A 17,110-nucleotide genomic window follows, 5' to 3' on the forward strand; every position below is an offset into this window, starting at 1 on the left:
TGCCCATGCAAGCGGCTGATTTGTTTGGGGGTTTGGTGTCCAGTGCGACCCAGGCGGAACCGGTTCTCTTGCAACCTTCCGCGCCGGCCCCCATAACCCAGTCCATGACCGGCAAATCCGGTGCATCCTCTTTTTCCGACCGTGCCCGATCGGCACGGCTGTCTGTACGACCCGGAGTTCCCATGACCCAATCCACTGATATCCAGCCCCCCGCGGGCGAACTGCTCAACTTGCCGGTGTTGCCGCTACGCGATGTCGTCGTGTTTCCGCACATGGTGATTCCGCTGTTTGTCGGGCGCGACAAGTCGATCCACGCACTCGACCAGGCCATGGCGGCGGACAAGCAGATCCTGCTGGTCGCGCAGAAGAGTGCGGAGACCGACGACCCCGGCGCCGAGGATCTGTTCGAGATCGGCACCCTGGCTCATGTGTTGCAGTTGCTGAAGCTGCCCGACGGCACCATCAAGGTGTTGGTGGAGGGCGTGTCGCGAGTGCGGGTCGAACAGATCGTGGCGGTGGACGGCACGCTCACCGGGCAGGCTCGCGTCATTGCGCCGGAAACCGATCGCGATGAACGTGAGATCGAGGCGATCATGCGTTCGCTGATGGGCTTGTTCGAGCAATACGTCAAGACCAACCGCAAGCTGCCGCCAGAGCTGATGCAGACCTTGTCGGGCATCGAGGAGCCCGGTCGCCTGGCCGACACCATCGCCGCCCATCTTGGCGCACGGGTCAGTGACAAGCAGACGCTGCTGGAAACCCACGGCATCGGCGCCCGGATGGAGCAGCTGGTGGGCCTGGTTGACGGTGAGATCGATGTCCAGCAGCTGGAGAAGCGCATCCGTGGCCGGGTCAAGGGCCAGATGGAGAAGAGCCAGCGCGAGTACTACCTCAACGAGCAGATGAAGGCGATCCAGAAGGAGCTGGGCGACATCGACGACGCGCCCAACGACATCGAGGACCTGACCCGGAAGATTGCCGCGGCCGGCATGCCCAAGCCGGTGGAGGCGAAGGCCAAGTCCGAGCTCAACAAGCTCAAGCAGATGTCGCCGATGTCGGCCGAGGCCGCGGTGGTGCGCAACTACCTGGACTGGGTGCTGGGAGTGCCGTGGAAGAAGCGCAGCAAGGTGCGCAAGGATCTGTCGGCGGCCCAGGATGTGTTGGACGCGGACCATTTCGGTTTGGAGAAGGTCAAGGAACGCATCCTTGAGTACCTGGCGGTGCAGACGCGGGTGAAGCGGATGAAGGGCGCGATCCTGTGCCTGGTCGGGCCACCGGGCGTGGGCAAGACCTCGTTGGGCCAATCGATCGCGCGGGCGACCAACCGAAAGTTCGTGCGCATGTCGCTGGGCGGAGTGCGCGATGAGGCCGAGATCCGTGGCCATCGCCGAACCTATGTCGGTTCCATGCCGGGCCGGGTGGTGCAGAACCTGAGCAAGGCGGGCACCAAGAATCCGTTGTTCATGCTCGACGAGATCGACAAGATGTCGATGGATTTCCGCGGCGATCCGTCCTCGGCGTTGCTGGAGGTGCTTGATCCGGAGCAGAACCACGCCTTCAACGATCACTACCTGGAAGTTGACCTGGACCTGAGCGAAGTGATGTTCGTCGCCACCTCCAACACCCTCAACATCCCGGGCCCGTTGCTCGACCGGATGGAGGTGATCCGGATCCCCGGTTACACCGAGGAGGAGAAGCTCAGTATCGCCATGCGCTACCTGCTACCCAAGCAACTCACGGCCAACGGACTGAAGCCCGGCGAGTTGAAGGTTGCCGAATCGGCGGTGCGCGACATCGTGCGCTATTACACGCGCGAAGCCGGCGTCCGCAATCTGGAGCGGGAGATCGGCAAGATCTGCCGCAAGGTGGTCAAGGACATTGCGCTCGCCGGGCCGAAACCCACTGCCGCCAGGAAGACGGCGCTCACCGTCAGCTCGAAGAATCTGGACAAGTACCTGGGTGTTCGCAAGTTCGACTTCGGGCGCGCCGAGGAGCACAACGAAATCGGACTGGTCACCGGGCTTGCATGGACCGAGGTTGGCGGCGAGTTGTTGCAGGTGGAGACCACGCTGGTGCCTGGCAAGGGCCAGTTGCTGCTGACCGGCCAACTGGGTGACGTCATGAAGGAGTCGGCTTCGGCGGCGCTTTCGGTGGTGCGTGCGCGCACCGAGCGGTTGGGGATCGACCTGGATTTCCTGCACAAGCAGGATGTCCACATTCACGTGCCCGAAGGCGCGACGCCCAAGGACGGCCCCAGTGCCGGGATCGCGATAACGACGGCGTTGGTGTCGACCCTGACCAGGAACCCGGTCAGGGCCGAGGTGGCGATGACCGGTGAAATCACACTGCGCGGCCGCGTCCTGCCGATCGGTGGTCTCAAGGAAAAGCTGCTGGCGGCGCTGCGCGGCGGGATCACCACGGTGATCATCCCGGAGGAGAACAAGAAGGATCTGGTCGATTTGCCCAAGAGCGTGACCGATGGCCTCAAAATCCTGACCGCACGCTGGATCGACGAAGTGCTCGATATCGCTCTGGAGCGTCCCCTCGTGCCCATGGCGCCGCCCCAGCAGGATGGCCCCCCGCCACCCTCAAAACGCAAGCCTGTCACGCGTGCTGACGTCAAGCATTGATTGTCCAGGTTGCCGAATATTACGCAAAACGGGCTGAAACCCGCGTCGTTGCTGGGTTTCCGCCTTGCGTGAGTAAAACCCCACTGGTATAACGACGGGGAGCCACATCGCATGGCCCACGCGGGACTGTGATGCGGCAAGGTCGATCGGGGTGCTGCTGCGCGCGGTGGCATTCCGATTCTCAATTTCGCGGTTCTCGATCCGCTCAGGAGTCCAAACGCATGAATAAGGGTGATTTTGTTGCTGCCGTCGCCGACGCTGCAGAACTGTCCAAGACCGACGCTGCCAGCGCCGTGGACGCCATGGTCAGCGTCATTACCAAAACGCTGAAGAAGGGCGACACGATCACATTGGTTGGCTTCGGCACGTTCCAGGTTCGCGAGCGCGCTGCTCGTCAGGGCCGCAACCCGAAGACCGGCGAAGCCATCAAGATCAAGGCATCGAAAAATCCGGCTTTCAAGGCTGGCAAAGCACTAAAAGACGCTGTAAACTAAGTGGCTCGCCCGCCGATGTGCATGTTCTGGCATCGGCACTGCACGCAGGGTGCTTAGCTCAGTGGTAGAGCGTCTCCTTTACACGGAGAGGGTCGGGGGTTCGAAACCCTCAGCACCCACCAAGCACCGGGTCGACAGAGTTCCAAGTGCGGAGTGGTAGTTCAGTTGGTTAGAATGCTGGCCTGTCACGCCGGAGGTCGCGGGTTCGAGTCCCGTCCACTCCGCCATTTATACCCAGGCCCCTCGAGCGATCGAGGGGCCTGTTTTTTTTAGCATGGGGTGGCCCGACTTTCGGAGCGCAAGCACGCTAAACTGTAGGGCTTCCGCACTCGACGCGACGGGATCATGCTGCAAAAACTCCGAGACAAGACTTCTGGCTGGATCGCCATGGCGATCATGGGCGTGTTGATCGTCCCCTTCGCCCTGTTTGGACTGGACCAGTACATGGTCCAGGGCAGCAGCTCCACCGTGGCCGTCATCAAGGCACCGCCTGCCTGGTGGACGTCGGCTCCGTCGTTCTGGCCGGTGTCGGTGTTGTGGCGGCATGAGGAGATCACGACCAACGAGTTCCAGGACCAGTTCCAGCGGGTGCGCCAGCAGCAACGCGCAGCACAGGGCGACGCGTTTGACTCACGCGATTTCGCGGAGACCTCCAACAAGCTCGCGGTCCTGGATGCCTTGGTGAACCAGCGCGTCCAGACCATGGCCGCCGACGCATCAGGCATTGCCATCAGTGATGCGATGGTGCGCAACGAGATCCAGCAGATCCCGGCCTTTCAGGTCGACGGCAAGTTCGATCCCCAGCGTTACCAGCTTGCGCTGGCCTCGCAGGTGCCCGCGCAGTCGCCGGCACAGTTCGATGCGATGGTGCGCCAAAGCCTGAAGCAGAGCCTGCTGGCCAACGCGATCGCCGGCAGCAACTTCATTACCAACAGCGAGATGGCACGCCTGGTCAAGCTGATGGGCGAGCGGCGTGACGTGAGCCTGGTCGTCGTGCCCGCACCGGAAGCGTCCGCTGCGGATGCCGCGCCGACGCCGGCCGAGATCCAGGCGTGGTACGACGCGCATGCGGTCGATTACATTGCGCCCGAGAGCGTCTCTGTCGAATACATTTCGTTGGACCGCAACGCGATGCCGGAACCGCCACCAGCCGACGAGGCGAGCTTGCGCCAGCTCTACGAAGAGCAGCAGGACAAGTTCGCCGAGCCGGAGCAGCGTCTTGCATCGCACATCCTGTTGCAGGTCGACGAAGGCGCAGACGCCGCGGCGATAGAGGCCAAGGCGCGCGAACTTGCTGCCAAGGCCAGCGCGGAAGGGGCTGACTTCGGCGCGCTCGCGGAGGCCAACAGTGATGACAGTGGCTCCAGCGCGAGCGGCGGGGACCTGGGCTGGATTGGCAAAGGCATGATGCCCGGTGCCGTTGAGGACGCGCTGTTCGCGCTGGAGCCTGGCCAGGTCAGCGAGCCCATCAGGAGCGAGTTTGGCTGGCATGTGATCAAGTTGCGTGAGGTCAAGGCTGGCGCGCGGGAGTCCTTCGAGGAGGTCCGTGATGCATTGGCGCTCGAGCAGGTCACCGCGGAACGTGACCGCATGTTCAACGACCTGTCCAGCCGTGTTGTCGATGCGGTGTTGCGAAGCCCCGGCGTGCTTGAGCCGGCGGCGGAGTCGGCGAACCTTTCAGTCCAGCAGCTTGGTCCGTTCACCGAACAGGCCAACGAAGGCCTGGCAGCGAATCCGGCGCTCAAGCGTGCGGCGTTCTCCGAGACGTTGGTCCAGGATGGCACCGTCAGCGATCCGATCGAGATCGAGCCCGGGCACAATGTGTGGCTCCGGGTGACAAGTCACCAGCCCGAGCATGCACGACCACTGGATGAGGTGCGCAACGACGTGGTCGCGGCCCTCCAGGCTGATCAGGCGCAGCAGGCGGCTGCCAAGCGTGCGGAGACCCTGCTGGCGCGGTTGGATGGTGGTGAGTCCCTTGCCGCGTTGGTGGCTGCCGAGCAATTGCCCGAGCCACAGGTGATCCCCGGGGTGCCGCGCGGCGCACCGCTGATTGCTGACGGCGTGTCGGAAGCAATTTTCGCCGTGCAGGCAGCTGCCGAAGGAAAGGTTGCCGGTGGCTACGACGTGCTGGACGACAACCGGATTGTCCTGTTTACCGTGGACAAGGTGGCGGCGGGGAGTGACGATCAATTTCCGCCGCAACAGCGCGAGATCATGCGGCAACAGCTCTCCCAGGTGGCCGGGATCGAGGATATGCAGGCGTTGATCAAGACGTTGCGTCAGCGGATGCAGGTCAAGGTGATCGAGCAGAACCTGTAAAAAAAAATCCAGTCCGGCTTGGTGCCGGACTGGATCCCGTGGTTTCAGCTCGCGCTGCTTCAGTTCCCGGTGCTTCAGTCGGCGTCGCCGACTCCGGTCATGCCCAGGATGTTGTAGCCCGAATCGACGTACACCACGTCGCCGGTAATGCCTGCTGCCAGGTCCGAGCACAGGAACGCCGCGGTGTTGCCGACGTCCTCGATGGTGACCGTGCGGCGCAGCGGCGCGTTCTTCTCGAACTGGCCGAGCATCTTGCGGAAATTGGAGATACCCGCAGCCGACAATGTCTTGATAGGACCCGCGGAGATTGCGTTGACGCGCGTGCCTTCCGGTCCCAGGTTGAGTGCGAGGTAGCGAACCGTCGCCTCCAGGCTGGCCTTGGCCACGCCCATCACGTTGTAATTTTGCAGCGCACGCACGGCGCCCAGGTAGCTGAGGGTCAGGATCGCTCCGTTGCGGCCGGCCATCAGCGGGCGGGCGGCCTTGGAGATGGCCGCCAGCGAATAGGCCGAGATGTCGTGGGCCACGGCCCAGTTCTCGCGGGTCAAGCCGTCCAGGAACTCACCCTCGATCGCCTCGCGCGGGGCGAATGCGATGGCATGGATGAGGATGTCGAACCCGTCCCAGCGCTGGCCGAGTTGCTCGAAACAGGCGGCAATCTGCTCGTCACTGGACACGTCCAGCGGAAGCACGATGTCGCTGCCCAGTGAGGCGGCGGCTTTCTCGACCCGCGGGCGCATCTTGTCGTTGAGGTAAGTGAAGGCCAGTTCCGCGCCTTCGCGATGCATCGCCTCGGCGATGCCGCTGGCGATCGAGCGTTCGCTGGCGATGCCGGTAATCAGCGCGCGCTTGCCTTGAAGAAAACCCATGGTGGCTCCTGGTTGACCTGGGCCGCGACCGGGGCGGTCGGGCAACCTCTTATTGTACCCATGCCGCCAATGTCTAATTCAGGCTGGTGGCCAGTACCAGCAAGCGAACCGGTGTGTCGCCGGCGTGGCTGATCCGGCCATCACGGAACACCGGATTGAGGCGAGCCAGGCGTTTGGGGTCCTGGTCGTTGCGCGCAGCCCAATCCGAAATCGCGTGCACGTTCTCGGCCACGGGCATCGCCTTCAAGTGCGGCACTGGCCGATCCATTGCCTTTACCCAGGGGTCCCGGTCGTCGGCATCGCCCAAGACACAGGCCAGGGCGTGCAGCTTGCGCACGTAGGCATGGGTGATGTCCGGCAGTCCCGGCAGCGCTTCGGGGTCGGCGTCACGCGCGACCTGGCCGCCCTTGTCGAGCGCGGAGAATATCCGGTACTCGCCGGCGTTGTAGGCCATCACCGCCAAGCGCCAGTCACCGGCGAACATACCGTGCAGCGTCTTCAGGTAGCGCACCGCGGCGCGGGTGGAATCCACTGGCGACAGCCGCCCGTCGTACCCCTTGCGAATCGACACATTGTGGCTGCGCGCGGTGAGTTTGATCATCTGCCACAGGCCGGCAGGCCCCTGGGGGCTGCGCGCCTCGGGGCGATAGCCACTCTCCACGAACGGGATGAGGGCGTACTCGCTGGGCAGGCCCGCGTCGCGAACGGCGTCCAGCACGTAGCCGAACAGCAGCAATGTATCGTCACCGGGCGAGGCCAGGCGCTTGGGTGCAGCAGCGTAGTGCTTGCTCCAGCGCGCGCTGACGTCGGTTCCGCAGGATGGATCAGCCAGGCCCGCCCGGAACTGCTGGTAAATATCCAGCCCACTGCGAGGGGTGATTGCGGCGCTACTGGCCGACTTGGCGGCAGCAGGTCCCGCTGCCGCAGCTGCCGATCCGGGGGTGCTCTCGCCTGCGCTCACTGGCACTACCAGCGACATCGCCAGCAACGTCGCCAACAGGGCGCGCGCGCAGCGGGATGCGCCGTCTTTGATCCGGCCCTCAAGACAGGGCCGGCTCATCCGCCGAACCCGTCTTTCCATTGTCGCAATCCTGCGAACACCTCTGTCGTGTCGCTTGGCACTCGACCCAGCCTTTGTTGTACGGCGGCGACCACGGCCGGCTCCGTGCAACGCAGGAACGGATTGCATGCCAGTTCGCTGGTGATCGTGCTGGGCAGGCTTGGCTTGGCGGCATCGCGCATGGACTGGACTTCCAGGATACGGCGCTGGAGCGCCGTGTTGTCGGGTTCGACCACGCGCGCAAACGCCGCGTTGGACAAGGTGTATTCGTGGCCGCAACAAACCCGCGTCGGCCCCGGCAGGCTGGCCAAACGGGACAGCGACTGGTGCATCTGCAACGGACTACCTTCGAAAAGACGCCCGCAACCCAGGCTGAACAAGGTGTCGCCGCTGAACAAGAGGGGGTCACTGGCGGCGGTGTCGGTGCAGAAATAGGCCAGGTGGCTGGTGGTATGCCCGGGAACCGCGATCGTTTCGAACCGGCGTGCGCCGAGGGTGAACTGGTCGCCATCGGCCACGCGGATCGTCGCCAGCTCGATTCGGGGGTCATGGGCCGCGACCACCGGCAGGCCGGGCCAGCGAGCCAGCAGGTCGGCCACTCCGCCGATATGGTCATGATGGTGGTGGGTCAGCAGGATCCCCGTGGGACGCATGCCGGCAGCGGCGGCCGCCAACACCGGACCGGCCTGACCGGGATCAATGACCAGGCTGCCGCCATTGCCGTCATCCAGCAGCCAGATGTAGTTGTCGTTGAATGCAGGCAGGGCTTGCAGAAGCATCCACGGACTCCTTCGGGTTGTCGGTGGCGTGCTGCGCAATGCCGCACAATGCAGAGCCTGCCAAACCACCGACGATGCGAGAATCCGCGACCATGCCTGCGTTCAACCACCATCGTCAACTCCAGCCGAGCGCGCCTCACGGCCTCGGCTGGTTTGGCAGTGAAGCCGGAGGCGGGCTGTTGGCAGCGGAAACCGCTGCGGTCAAGCGCGTCCTGGCTGCGTGTCCGGCCATGCCCTGGCTCTGGATCGGGGTGCCGGCAGCGGCGCCCCCGGCCGCCGGTCGTCGTGGGGTTGTGCTGCACCGCCACCAGCACGATCTGGTCGGAACGGTGCGCTGTGCATTGCCATTGCCGCTGGCCACGGAGACCTGCGGGGCGGTGTTGCTACAGCACGCGCTCGATGATGGTGATGGTGGTCTGGCATTGCTGGATGAGTGCGCGCGCGTGTTGGCGCCGGGCGGCACGCTCTGGTTGGCGACCCTCAATCCTTGGACGCCGTATCGTCTTCGCTGGGTCGGCGCCGGCTTGCGGGCCCGCGATCCCGGTCGATGGCAACGGGTGCTACGGCAAACCGGTTTTTCCGGCAGTTCGATCCGGTTGCAATGGCTGGGCCCGCATTGGCGCGTCGGTACTGGCGAGACCGGGGTGGCTGCCGTCGACCGGTTTCGCGCGGCGATGGCGTTCACGGTAAGCAAGCGGGTGCTGGCGTCAGTAACGCCCACGCCGCTGCGTCAGTTGCGCTGGCAAGCGGGACGCTGGTCTGCGGGTGGAACTGGCTGACTTGAGGCTGCGCGTGTTGACCACCCGTGACAGCGCTCGGCAGGTCGGCAGCAGCAGGTGGTCCTGGTCTGAATCGTCACCCTGGGGCAGACCTGCTCGCCGTGCTCGGTGATAATGCCCCGATGACTGAAGATATCTGCGACACCATGGAAAAAGCGTCCGCCGCCGGACACCCTGGCGATGTGTCCGTCCCGGTCACCCGTAGCGTACAGATCCATACCGATGGCGCCTGCCTGGGCAACCCGGGGCCGGGCGGCTGGGCGGCGTTGTTGCGGTGCAATGGGGTTGAGCGTGAACTGACTGGCGGTGAAGCGGACACCACCAACAACCGCATGGAATTGATGGCGGCCATCTCCGCGCTGGAAGCACTCCGCAGTCCGTGTGTGGTCACCCTGCATACCGATTCCCAGTACGTCCGCCAGGGCATCACCCAGTGGATGGCCAACTGGGTGCGCCGTGGCTGGAAGACGGCGGCCGGCGCGCCGGTCAAGAACCGTGACCTGTGGGAGCGCCTGCAAGCGGCGACGGTGGCCCATCGGATTGATTGGCGATGGGTGAAGGGCCATTCCGGTGATCCGGACAACGAACGTGTCGATGACCTGGCACGCGACGAGGCCACCCGCTTCAAGGGTCGTGCACCCCACGGGGTGGGTTGAGATGTCGCCTCGCCAGGTCGTGCTTGATACCGAAACCACCGGGCTGAGCTGGGAGCGCGGCAATCGGGTGGTCGAGATCGGTTGCGTCGAGTTCCTCGAGCGGCGCCCAAGCGGGCGTACGTTCCACCGTTACCTAAAGCCTGACTGCCAGTTTGAGCCAGGGGCGCAGGAAGTCACCGGCCTGACCCTGGAGTTCCTGGCCGACAAACCCGCTTTCGCGGACATCGTCGATGAATTCATTGCCTTCATCGACGGTGCCGAGCTGGTGATCCATAACGCGGCCTTCGACGTCGGCTTCCTGGACAACGAGCTGCGGTTGGTGGGTGGCGGCCACGGCCGCCTGGGCGACCGCTGCGCGATCGAAGACACGCTGCTGCTGGCCCGCCGGCGCTTTCCGGGGCAACGCAACTCACTCGATGCACTCTGCCGGCGGCTTGGCGTGGACAATGCGCACCGCCAGTTGCACGGCGCGTTGCTGGACGCACAACTGTTGGCCGAAGTCTATATCGGGCTGACCTCGGGACAGGAAGAGATCGGCTTCGCCAGCTCGCAGCCGGCACCGGGAGCGGTCGCGGCAGTGCTGTTCAAGCCGGATGACTCGATGCGGTCGCGGCCGTCGGTCGTGGTGCAGGCCGATGAGCTGGCTGCGCACGAGGTGCGACTGCAAAGCCTGCGCAAACGGGCCGGTGTTGCGGTGTGGGATGCCGCCGAGCCCGTCTAGTGGCTGCGGACCAGGATAGCGGTGATGTTGTCGGAGCCACCGCCATCCAGCGCGGCCGCCACCAGGGTGTCGACGCATTCCTGGGCGCTGCAGTCGGCGTGGGCAAGGACCTGCGCAATCTGCTGGTCGTCGACTTCCTCGGTCAACCCGTCGCTGCACAGCAGCAACTGCATGCCCGGCAGCAACTCACCCGAGAGGCTGGCGACATCCAGGCTGCTGGGGCCGGTCACTCCGAGCGCCTGGGTGACAACGTTGCGATGAGGATGATGACGGGCCTGTTCGCGGGTTATGGCGCCGGTCGAGATCAGCTCCTGCACGTAACTGTGATCCCTGGAGAGCTGGGTCAACTGGCCATCACGCCATAGGTAGATCCGACTGTCGCCTACCCAGACCACCTCGAACCGGGCACCAATGACGCGTGCTGCAACCACGGTAGTTCCCATGGGCAGCGCGTCGCGTCGCCGTTGCGAGGCGCGGATGATTTCCTCGTCGGCGATGCGGATGGCCTGGGCGAGTGGGGTGCCATCGCGGATTTCACGCACGATGGTCTCGCGCGCCAGTGCGCTGGCGACTTCGCCATACTCGTGCCCGCCCATGCCGTCGGCCACCAACCACAGGCCCAGCTCGCTGTCGCCGTAATAGCTGTCTTCGTTGAGTTCACGACGCAGGCCAGGGTGCGTCAGGTGTCCGAATTCGATCATGGGTTGATCATGCAGATCCTGTTGTCGAAAACCCTTCGCAGAATAAAACGGAATGATCGTCGTTAGCCGGCCAGTGACGGGCAGCAGCGGGGCAGCACGAGGACGTCCGAGTCCGGGAAGACAACCAGTTTGTCAGCAAAAAGGGCTGTCAGGACAGCCCTTTTGCGATATCTGGCGGAGAGGGGGGGATTCGAACCCCCGGTACGCTATAAACGTACGCCTGATTTCGAATCAGGTACATTCGACCACTCTGCCACCTCTCCGGTGCCACTACCGTGAAACTCCGGTCGTGGGGGCGCAATGATACGGGCCGCAGCGCGGGTCGACAAGCTGCCTGCGTTCCGCTGGTCGACGCTAGACTGGTAGTTCCCCCCTATCCCGGTTTGTCCCATGTCTGAAATCCTGGTCCCCGTTTCATTCGGTGAGTTGCTCGACAAGATTGCGATCCTGACCATCAAGTCCGAGCGCATGACCGATGCCGCCAAGCTGGCGAACATCCACAACGAGCTGTCGGCGTTGCAGAAGACCTGGTTGGCGCACCCTGCGGCCGACAAGGACGTGATTCGCCTGCGCACGGAACTCAAGGCAGTCAACGAGCGCCTGTGGGTCATCGAAGACGACATCCGGATCAAGGAGAAGGCGCAGCAGTTCGACGCCGACTTCATCAAGTTGGCCCGCAGCGTCTATTTCGAGAACGACGAGCGCGCCCGACTCAAGCGCGAGATCAACCTTGCCCTTGGGTCTTCGTATGTCGAGGAAAAGTCCTACCAGGACTACAGGGGCAGCGACACGCCCTGACCGCCGCCCGACCGCGAGCGGCCGCCCGGGTGGTCGGCGAGGAAGCGTTCAAACGCCGCGATCGCATCGTCGACGCTGACCAGGTCCATCACCCCGTCCTGCTCGATCTTGCTGCCCCAGCGGAGCTGGCTGGCAGGTTTGTCTCGATACTTGCGTGCGGCGTCGTCATAGCGGTCCACGCAGTAGCGGCGATCACTATAGGGGCCGCTGCGCGCCGGGTTGCTGGCTGCGTGCAGGCCCAGGACCTTGGTTCCCATCGCGTTGGCGATGTGCATCGGACCCGAGTCGGGGGTCATAACGAGGTCGGCGCGTTCCAGCAGCGCCGGCAATTGTTTCAAGGTGTCCTTGCCCACCAGATCCAGCGCATCGCCGCGCATCGCGGCGATGATGGCGTCGGTGGTCTGGCGCTCCAACTCGCTGCGTCCGCCACACAGCACCACTCGCCACCCGCGGGCGATCGCGTGATCGGCAACGGCGGCGTGGCGGTCGGGCCGCCAGTTGCGCAGGACATGGCTGGCGCACGGCGAGATCATCAGGGTCGGAATGTCGTCGGCCGGCCATTGCGCGCCGGCCCATTGCCGTGCCTGCTCGGGTACCGGCAAATCCCATTGCACCCGGGTCTGGCTCAGCCCGAGGGGCTCGCAAAAGCTGCCGATGGCATCGAGTACGTGGATGCCCGGCCGGTCCGGGATACGCCGGTTGACGAACATGCCATGCCCGTCCCGGGAGCGCGCCGGGTCATAGCCCACGCGCATCGAGGCCGGGATGACCGCCGACAACAGGTTGGCGCGTGCGGCCACCTGCATCTGCAGTAATACGTCGAAGGTCGGGTTGTCGATCGGGCCCCGGCGCAAGCGGCGGTACAGCGCCAGCATGCCGCCGATTCCGGACTGCTTGTCGTATTCGATGAACTCCACGCCCGGCAGTCCCTCCAGCAAGCGCTGTTCTGTCTTGCCGATGACCCAGCTCAGCCGCGTTTCCGGCCATGCCGCCTGCAGGGTTCGCACCAATGGCACGACATGGGTGACGTCGCCGAGCGCGGACAAGCGCAGCAGGCAGATGGAAGCAGGTGCAGGAGGGATGCTAATTGCTAGACTCCGGAGGATGACTGGGTATGACGCCGCCGAGGGACTAACACCATTCCATGACGATGGCGGGTATGGCGCGATTTTGTTCGACATTACGCGTGTCCGGCAAGCGCAACCCGAATGGTTCATTCCTGCAGCGTGGGAGGGCCAGGCGCGGCCGGTCGATAGTGGCGGTCGCGGCGGTGCCTGGTTTGTCGACGCACCGTTTGGGCCTGTCGTGCTGCGACGTTACCTGCGCGGCGGCATGGTCGCCAAGCTCAGCCGTGATCGTTATGTGTGGCAGGGCGCCGCCCGCACCCGCAGTTTTGCCGAGTTCCGGCTGTCGCGCGCGATGATCGACAAGGGCGTGCCAGTGCCATCGCCGATCGCCGCAATGTATCGGCGCGAAGGCGCGCTGTATCGGTGTGCGATCCTGATCGAACGCATCCCGAACGTGCGCAGCCTGGCCGATCGCGTGCTGGTGGCTGGCAGTGATGCGCCATGGGAGGAGGCCGGACGATTGATTGCCCGCGCCCATCGTGCGGGCCTGGATCATGCGGACCTCAACGCCCATAACCTGATGTTTGATGCGGCCGGGCGTGGCTGGGTCATCGACCTGGATCGCAGCCAGATAATGATTCCCGCGACCCGTTGGCGCGAGCGCAACCTGGCCCGGCTCAAGCGCTCACTGCTGAAACTGCGCGGGCCACGCGAGGTCGTCGCGGTCGAGCGCGATTTTGTCCGCCTGCGCGATGCCTACGATCGAATCTGGGCGCGGGGCTACTGAGATGGGTTGGGCCTTGCGGTTCCAGGGTGTCGGCAACTCCTCCGCGGTCGCGTTGGGCTCGGCCATGGCGACGATCGAGCACGATGGCGCGCCATGGCTGACCATCGACTGCGGCGGCGAAGGTTTGACCGCTTATCTTGCCCATTACGGGCAGATGCCGCGCGCGTTGTTCATCACCCACACCCATCTCGACCACGTCGGCGGTTTCGAGCGTCTGTTCGTGGGCAGCTATTTCGATGAGGCGCGGCGTGGCCGGGTGCGCCTGTACGTGCCGGCCAAACTGGTGCCATTGCTGCACCAGCGTGTCGGCGACTACCCCAATGCGCTGGCCGAGGGTGGGGCCAATTTCTGGGATGCGTTCCAGGTAATTCCGGTCGGCGATGCGTTCTGGCATGACGGTGTGCGGCTGGAGGTATTTCCGGTCCGTCATCACTGGCCCGATACCGCATTCGGGCTGCGCCTGCATGGCAGCCTGGTCTGGACCGGCGACACCCGTCCGATCCCGGAAATGCTGGCCACGATGGCCGACGCCGACGAGCTGGTCGCCCACGACTGTGCACTACAAGGAAATCCGTCCCATAGCGGCATTGACGACCTGGAGCGGGAGTACCCGGGTGAACTGCTGGCGCGTTGCCTGCTCTACCACTACGGCAGCCCGCGCGAAGGTGCGCTGCTCGCCGAACGCGGTTACCGGGTCGGCACGCCGGGCGAACTGGTCGCGCTGCGCGACACCACTGCACTGCGGGCCGAAGCGACGCCGTAGCGACCCTCGAATGAGCTGCCCCAAAAAGGCGCTGCCGCCAAAAAGGCGGTGGCCCCGCCGGCTGACCTCGGCACCCGCGTCAGTCAATACCGTTGCTGCCTTCCGGCCCTGGCGGAGTTTTCGACCTAGCGTCGCGAGGGGCCGACAGGGCCACCATGGACAATTGCAATATCTGGCGGAGAGAGGGGGATTCGAACCCCCGAAGCGCGGTTTAGACGCTTACACACTTTCCAGGCGTGCTCCTTCAACCACTCGGACACCTCTCCGCATCTGAACCGCTCAGACCCCGCCACGACGTCCAGTCGGTAGTGGGCCGCAAAGTCTAGCGGTGCCGGGACGCGCGGACAAGTCGCACGTTGCGCTGGGTCGTCGCCCCGCCGCGATGGAGGATCCGGCCGTGGCACAATGGCCCGGACCGGTTGCACGCTGCTGTCATGGCGTTGCGACCCTTTCCTCCGGACTTGCCCAAGGTTATTGATGTCCTACCTCGTCCTCGCCCGCAAGTGGCGGCCCAAGCGCTTCGCAGAACTGGTGGGGCAGGAGCACGTGGTCCGGGCGCTCACCAACGCGCTCGACACCGGCCGGGTCCATCACGCCTTCCTGTTTTCCGGTACCCGTGGGGTCGGAAAGACCACTATTGCGCGGATTTTCGCCAAGTCGCTCAACTGCGAGCGCGGCACCTCGGCCGAACCGTGCGGGGAATGCAATGCCTGCAAGGACATCGATGCCGGCCGGTTCATCGACCTGCTGGAGATCGACGCGGCGTCCAACACCGGCGTCGATGACGTCCGCGATCTGATCGACAACGCCCAGTACATGCCGTCACGCGGACGGGTCAAGGTGTACCTGATCGATGAAGTCCACATGCTGTCCAAGTCGGCGTTCAATGCGCTGTTGAAGACGCTGGAGGAGCCGCCCGGGCACGTGAAGTTCCTGTTGGCCACCACCGATCCGCAGAAGTTGCCGGTGACGGTGTTGTCGCGCTGCCTGCAGTTCAACCTCAAGCGCCTGGACGAGGACCAGATCAGCGGGCAGATCGACAAGATCCTGGGCGCCGAGGGCATCGCTGTGGAGCCGGGCGCGGTGCGCCAGATCAGCAAGGCCGCCGACGGCAGTCTGCGCGACGGATTGTCGTTGCTCGACCAGGCCATTGCCTACACCGGCGGCCAGCTGACGGACGCCGCCGTAGCCACCATGCTCGGGACGGTCGACCAGACCCGGGTTGGCGCGCTGCTGATGGCGCTGGCCGGTGGCGATGGTGAAGCGTTGCTGGCCGAAGTGGCGATATTGGCGGAGTTCTCGCCGGACTGGGCTGGGGTGCTGGAAGCGCTGGCCGAGGCGATGCACCGGATCCAGGTGCGACAGCTGGTGCCCGGCGCGGCGGTCGAAGCGGATGGTGTCGATGTCGATTCGCTGGCCGCCGCCACTCCGGCCGAGCTGGTGCAATTGTGGTACCAGATGGCAATCAATGGCCGTCGCGATCTTGCGCTCGCACCCAGCCTGCGCGCGGGGTTCGAGATGAGCGTGTTGCGGATGCTCGCGTTCCGCCCGGCAGGCCCGGCGGCGAGCCGTGAGGTGGCGACCACGCCAGCGCGTAGTGAGCCAGTTTCCCGTTCTGGGCCCGTGACAGCCGAGTCTGGGTCGAAGCTCGGAACCGGTGTGACAGCCGCCATCCCTCCGGAAGTCTCCTACCCGGTTGCAGTCAAATCGGAAGCGGAACACCCGGCCAGCGCGAACTCGGTATCGGAGCCTGAGCCGGCACCGACGCCGACACCGGTCTCGACGACCCTGGCGCAAACATCGCAGCCACCGTCCGATGCCACCGCCACCGCCATCGCCATCGACGACGCCGCTGCCTGGCACCTCTGGGTCATGGCCAGCAGCCTCAAGGGCCCTGCGCGGGTGTTGGCCGAGCACGTCGGCTTCATCGCCTGCAGCGACGGCGTGCTGACGCTGGCGCTGGCGCCGGTCGATGAATTGCTGAACAAACCGGCGTTGGTACGGCAGATCGCCGAAGCATTGGCGCCGGCCCTGGGCCGCGTTCCAGAAATTCAATTCCAGCCCATGACTGGCGCCGATGGGCCGGTGTCGCTGAACCAGCGCAACGAGCGGGCGCGCGACGAACGACAGGCGGCGGCGGAACAGGCATTCCTGAACGATGCCCAGGTGCAGGCGTTGATCAGCCAGCATGGTGCGAAGGTGGTACCCGATTCGATCCGGCCGTTTGACGATGCCTGACCCGCGACCTTGACGATTGCGGGCGGCACCACAATCTCAACCGTTATCCATAACCGAAACGAGTAGACGAAATGCGTGGAAATATTGCCCAACTCATGCAGCAAGCGCAGCAGATGCAGGAAAACATGCAGCGTGCGCAGGAAGAGCTCGCCAACGTCGAGGTCACCGGCAACGCTGGCGGCGGCATGGTCAGCGTGACCCTGACCGGTCGCATGGAGTGCCGCAAGGTACGCATCGATCCGAGCGTGATCAGCGACGCGGAGATGACCGAGGACCTGGTTGCCGCGGCCATCAACGATGCCGTCAACAAGGTCAACGCGGCCTCGCAGGACAAGATGGGTTCGGCCACCGCCGGCATGCAGTTGCCGCCGGGGATGAAGTTGCCGTTCTGATCATGCCCGCTTTGATCAGGCCGTTGCGATCAAGCCGAAGCCGGGCGGACTTTC

16 protein-coding genes, 4 tRNA genes and 1 other RNA gene are annotated in these 17,110 nt (G+C 64.6%); 13 read left to right on the forward strand and 8 right to left on the reverse strand.

Annotated elements, in window-relative coordinates; translation table 11 throughout:
- Positions 1-182 precede the first annotated feature (182 nt).
- From lon to ACW7G0_RS03220, 5 genes are all read left to right on the forward strand, one after another.
- Entirely contained in the window at positions 183-2,630 is a 2,448-nt protein-coding gene (gene lon, locus ACW7G0_RS03200) for an endopeptidase La (protein ID WP_456987578.1), read from the forward strand.
- 131 nt (positions 2,631-2,761) lie between these two features.
- A complete protein-coding gene (locus ACW7G0_RS03205; RefSeq protein ID WP_456962045.1) occupies positions 2,762-3,124 on the forward strand; it encodes an HU family DNA-binding protein in 363 nt (120 codons plus the stop codon).
- 47 nt (positions 3,125-3,171) lie between these two features.
- A tRNA-Val gene (locus ACW7G0_RS03210) sits at positions 3,172-3,246 on the forward strand.
- A gap of 28 nt (positions 3,247-3,274) precedes the next feature.
- Positions 3,275-3,351 (forward strand) — tRNA-Asp (locus ACW7G0_RS03215).
- A gap of 118 nt (positions 3,352-3,469) precedes the next feature.
- Positions 3,470-5,446, forward strand: a complete 1,977-nt coding sequence (locus ACW7G0_RS03220; protein WP_456987579.1) for a peptidyl-prolyl cis-trans isomerase — start codon at positions 3,470-3,472, stop codon at positions 5,444-5,446.
- Positions 5,447-5,520: 74 nt separating this feature from the next.
- Here the strand turns inward: ACW7G0_RS03220 and ACW7G0_RS03225 are convergent, their stop codons facing one another.
- From ACW7G0_RS03225 to gloB, 3 genes are all read right to left on the reverse strand, one after another.
- Positions 5,521-6,315 carry an enoyl-ACP reductase FabI gene (locus ACW7G0_RS03225; protein ID WP_456987580.1) on the reverse strand — a complete coding sequence of 265 codons (795 nt, stop codon included), beginning with the start codon at positions 6,313-6,315 and terminating at the stop codon, positions 5,521-5,523.
- 73 nt (positions 6,316-6,388) lie between these two features.
- Positions 6,389-7,375 (reverse strand): lytic transglycosylase domain-containing protein, encoded by a 987-nt coding sequence (locus ACW7G0_RS03230; protein ID WP_456987581.1) that lies wholly within the window; start codon positions 7,373-7,375, stop codon positions 6,389-6,391.
- Positions 7,372-8,154, reverse strand: a complete 783-nt coding sequence (gene gloB, locus ACW7G0_RS03235; protein ID WP_456987582.1) for a hydroxyacylglutathione hydrolase — start codon at positions 8,152-8,154, stop codon at positions 7,372-7,374. The genes ACW7G0_RS03230 and gloB overlap by 4 nt, the downstream gene beginning before the upstream one ends.
- A 92-nt stretch (positions 8,155-8,246) precedes the next feature.
- Here gloB and ACW7G0_RS03240 point away from each other — a divergent pair, with 92 nt between their 5' ends.
- The 3 genes from ACW7G0_RS03240 (at position 8,247) to dnaQ (ending at position 10,310) form a co-directional block, all read left to right on the forward strand.
- Complete coding sequence (locus ACW7G0_RS03240; protein WP_456987583.1) at positions 8,247-8,933, forward strand: hypothetical protein; 687 nt, start codon at positions 8,247-8,249, stop codon at positions 8,931-8,933.
- 146 nt (positions 8,934-9,079) lie between these two features.
- On the forward strand, positions 9,080-9,589 hold the full coding sequence (gene rnhA, locus ACW7G0_RS03245; protein ID WP_456989437.1) for a ribonuclease HI: 510 nt from the start codon (positions 9,080-9,082) through the stop codon (positions 9,587-9,589).
- Between the two features lies 1 nt (position 9,590).
- Positions 9,591-10,310 carry a DNA polymerase III subunit epsilon gene (dnaQ, locus tag ACW7G0_RS03250; protein WP_456987584.1) on the forward strand — a complete coding sequence of 240 codons (720 nt, stop codon included), beginning with the start codon at positions 9,591-9,593 and terminating at the stop codon, positions 10,308-10,310.
- Here the strand turns inward: dnaQ and ACW7G0_RS03255 are convergent.
- Together ACW7G0_RS03255 and ACW7G0_RS03260 are read right to left on the reverse strand one after the other, a co-directional pair.
- Positions 10,307-11,011, reverse strand: coding sequence for a PP2C family protein-serine/threonine phosphatase (locus tag ACW7G0_RS03255; protein ID WP_456962039.1), 705 nt, complete (start codon positions 11,009-11,011; stop codon positions 10,307-10,309). The genes dnaQ and ACW7G0_RS03255 overlap by 4 nt on opposite strands.
- A 172-nt stretch (positions 11,012-11,183) precedes the next feature.
- Positions 11,184-11,274, reverse strand: a tRNA-Ser gene (locus tag ACW7G0_RS03260).
- Positions 11,275-11,401: 127 nt separating this feature from the next.
- Between ACW7G0_RS03260 and ACW7G0_RS03265 the strand changes: the two genes are divergently transcribed.
- Positions 11,402-11,809, forward strand: coding sequence for a DUF6165 family protein (locus ACW7G0_RS03265; RefSeq protein WP_456987585.1), 408 nt, complete (start codon positions 11,402-11,404; stop codon positions 11,807-11,809).
- Here ACW7G0_RS03265 and ACW7G0_RS03270 read toward each other — a convergent pair.
- A complete protein-coding gene (locus ACW7G0_RS03270) occupies positions 11,785-12,891 on the reverse strand; it encodes a glycosyltransferase family 9 protein (RefSeq protein ID WP_456989438.1) in 1,107 nt (368 codons plus the stop codon). The two genes, ACW7G0_RS03265 and ACW7G0_RS03270, sit on opposite strands and share 25 nt — an antisense overlap.
- A gap of 22 nt (positions 12,892-12,913) precedes the next feature.
- On the opposite strand from ACW7G0_RS03270, the gene ACW7G0_RS03275 reads away from it, so the two are divergent.
- Positions 12,914-13,663: a 3-deoxy-D-manno-octulosonic acid kinase gene (locus tag ACW7G0_RS03275; RefSeq protein ID WP_456987586.1), complete on the forward strand. Its 750-nt coding sequence runs from the start codon at positions 12,914-12,916 to the stop codon at positions 13,661-13,663.
- A 1-nt stretch (position 13,664) separates the two neighbouring features.
- Positions 13,665-14,426 carry an MBL fold metallo-hydrolase gene (locus tag ACW7G0_RS03280; protein WP_456987588.1) on the forward strand — a complete coding sequence of 254 codons (762 nt, stop codon included), beginning with the start codon at positions 13,665-13,667 and terminating at the stop codon, positions 14,424-14,426.
- Between the two features lie 51 nt (positions 14,427-14,477).
- Here the strand turns inward: ACW7G0_RS03280 and ffs are convergent.
- Positions 14,478-14,574, reverse strand: an RNA gene (gene ffs / locus ACW7G0_RS03285) — signal recognition particle sRNA small type.
- A 25-nt stretch (positions 14,575-14,599) separates the two neighbouring features.
- Positions 14,600-14,692, reverse strand: a tRNA-Ser gene (locus tag ACW7G0_RS03290).
- A gap of 211 nt (positions 14,693-14,903) precedes the next feature.
- Here ACW7G0_RS03290 and dnaX point away from each other — a divergent pair.
- Positions 14,904-16,664, forward strand: a complete 1,761-nt coding sequence (gene dnaX / locus ACW7G0_RS03295; protein ID WP_456987589.1) for a DNA polymerase III subunit gamma/tau — start codon at positions 14,904-14,906, stop codon at positions 16,662-16,664.
- 71 nt (positions 16,665-16,735) lie between these two features.
- Positions 16,736-17,056 carry a YbaB/EbfC family nucleoid-associated protein gene (locus ACW7G0_RS03300; protein WP_456962034.1) on the forward strand — a complete coding sequence of 107 codons (321 nt, stop codon included), beginning with the start codon at positions 16,736-16,738 and terminating at the stop codon, positions 17,054-17,056.
- Positions 17,057-17,110 lie beyond the last annotated feature (54 nt).

The organism is Lysobacter sp. A286 (assembly GCF_054052105.1).

What these genes read in the sequence shown, in the direction of transcription:
- lon (WP_456987578.1), top strand. Translation starts at nt 183, where the DNA reads ATGACCCAATCCACTGATATCCAGCCCCCCGCGGGCGAACTGCTCAAC.
- ACW7G0_RS03205 (WP_456962045.1), top strand. Translation starts at nt 2,762, where the DNA reads ATGCGGCAAGGTCGATCGGGGTGCTGCTGCGCGCGGTGGCATTCCGAT.
- ACW7G0_RS03220 (WP_456987579.1), top strand. Translation starts at nt 3,470, where the DNA reads ATGCTGCAAAAACTCCGAGACAAGACTTCTGGCTGGATCGCCATGGCG.
- ACW7G0_RS03225 (WP_456987580.1), bottom strand. Translation starts at nt 6,315, where the DNA reads ATGGGTTTTCTTCAAGGCAAGCGCGCGCTGATTACCGGCATCGCCAGC.
- ACW7G0_RS03230 (WP_456987581.1), bottom strand. Translation starts at nt 7,375, where the DNA reads ATGAGCCGGCCCTGTCTTGAGGGCCGGATCAAAGACGGCGCATCCCGC.
- gloB (WP_456987582.1), bottom strand. Translation starts at nt 8,154, where the DNA reads ATGCTTCTGCAAGCCCTGCCTGCATTCAACGACAACTACATCTGGCTG.
- ACW7G0_RS03240 (WP_456987583.1), top strand. Translation starts at nt 8,247, where the DNA reads ATGCCTGCGTTCAACCACCATCGTCAACTCCAGCCGAGCGCGCCTCAC.
- rnhA (WP_456989437.1), top strand. Translation starts at nt 9,080, where the DNA reads ATGGAAAAAGCGTCCGCCGCCGGACACCCTGGCGATGTGTCCGTCCCG.
- dnaQ (WP_456987584.1), top strand. Translation starts at nt 9,591, where the DNA reads ATGTCGCCTCGCCAGGTCGTGCTTGATACCGAAACCACCGGGCTGAGC.
- ACW7G0_RS03255 (WP_456962039.1), bottom strand. Translation starts at nt 11,011, where the DNA reads ATGATCGAATTCGGACACCTGACGCACCCTGGCCTGCGTCGTGAACTC.
- ACW7G0_RS03265 (WP_456987585.1), top strand. Translation starts at nt 11,402, where the DNA reads ATGTCTGAAATCCTGGTCCCCGTTTCATTCGGTGAGTTGCTCGACAAG.
- ACW7G0_RS03275 (WP_456987586.1), top strand. Translation starts at nt 12,914, where the DNA reads ATGACTGGGTATGACGCCGCCGAGGGACTAACACCATTCCATGACGAT.
- ACW7G0_RS03280 (WP_456987588.1), top strand. Translation starts at nt 13,665, where the DNA reads ATGGGTTGGGCCTTGCGGTTCCAGGGTGTCGGCAACTCCTCCGCGGTC.
- dnaX (WP_456987589.1), top strand. Translation starts at nt 14,904, where the DNA reads ATGTCCTACCTCGTCCTCGCCCGCAAGTGGCGGCCCAAGCGCTTCGCA.
- ACW7G0_RS03300 (WP_456962034.1), top strand. Translation starts at nt 16,736, where the DNA reads ATGCGTGGAAATATTGCCCAACTCATGCAGCAAGCGCAGCAGATGCAG.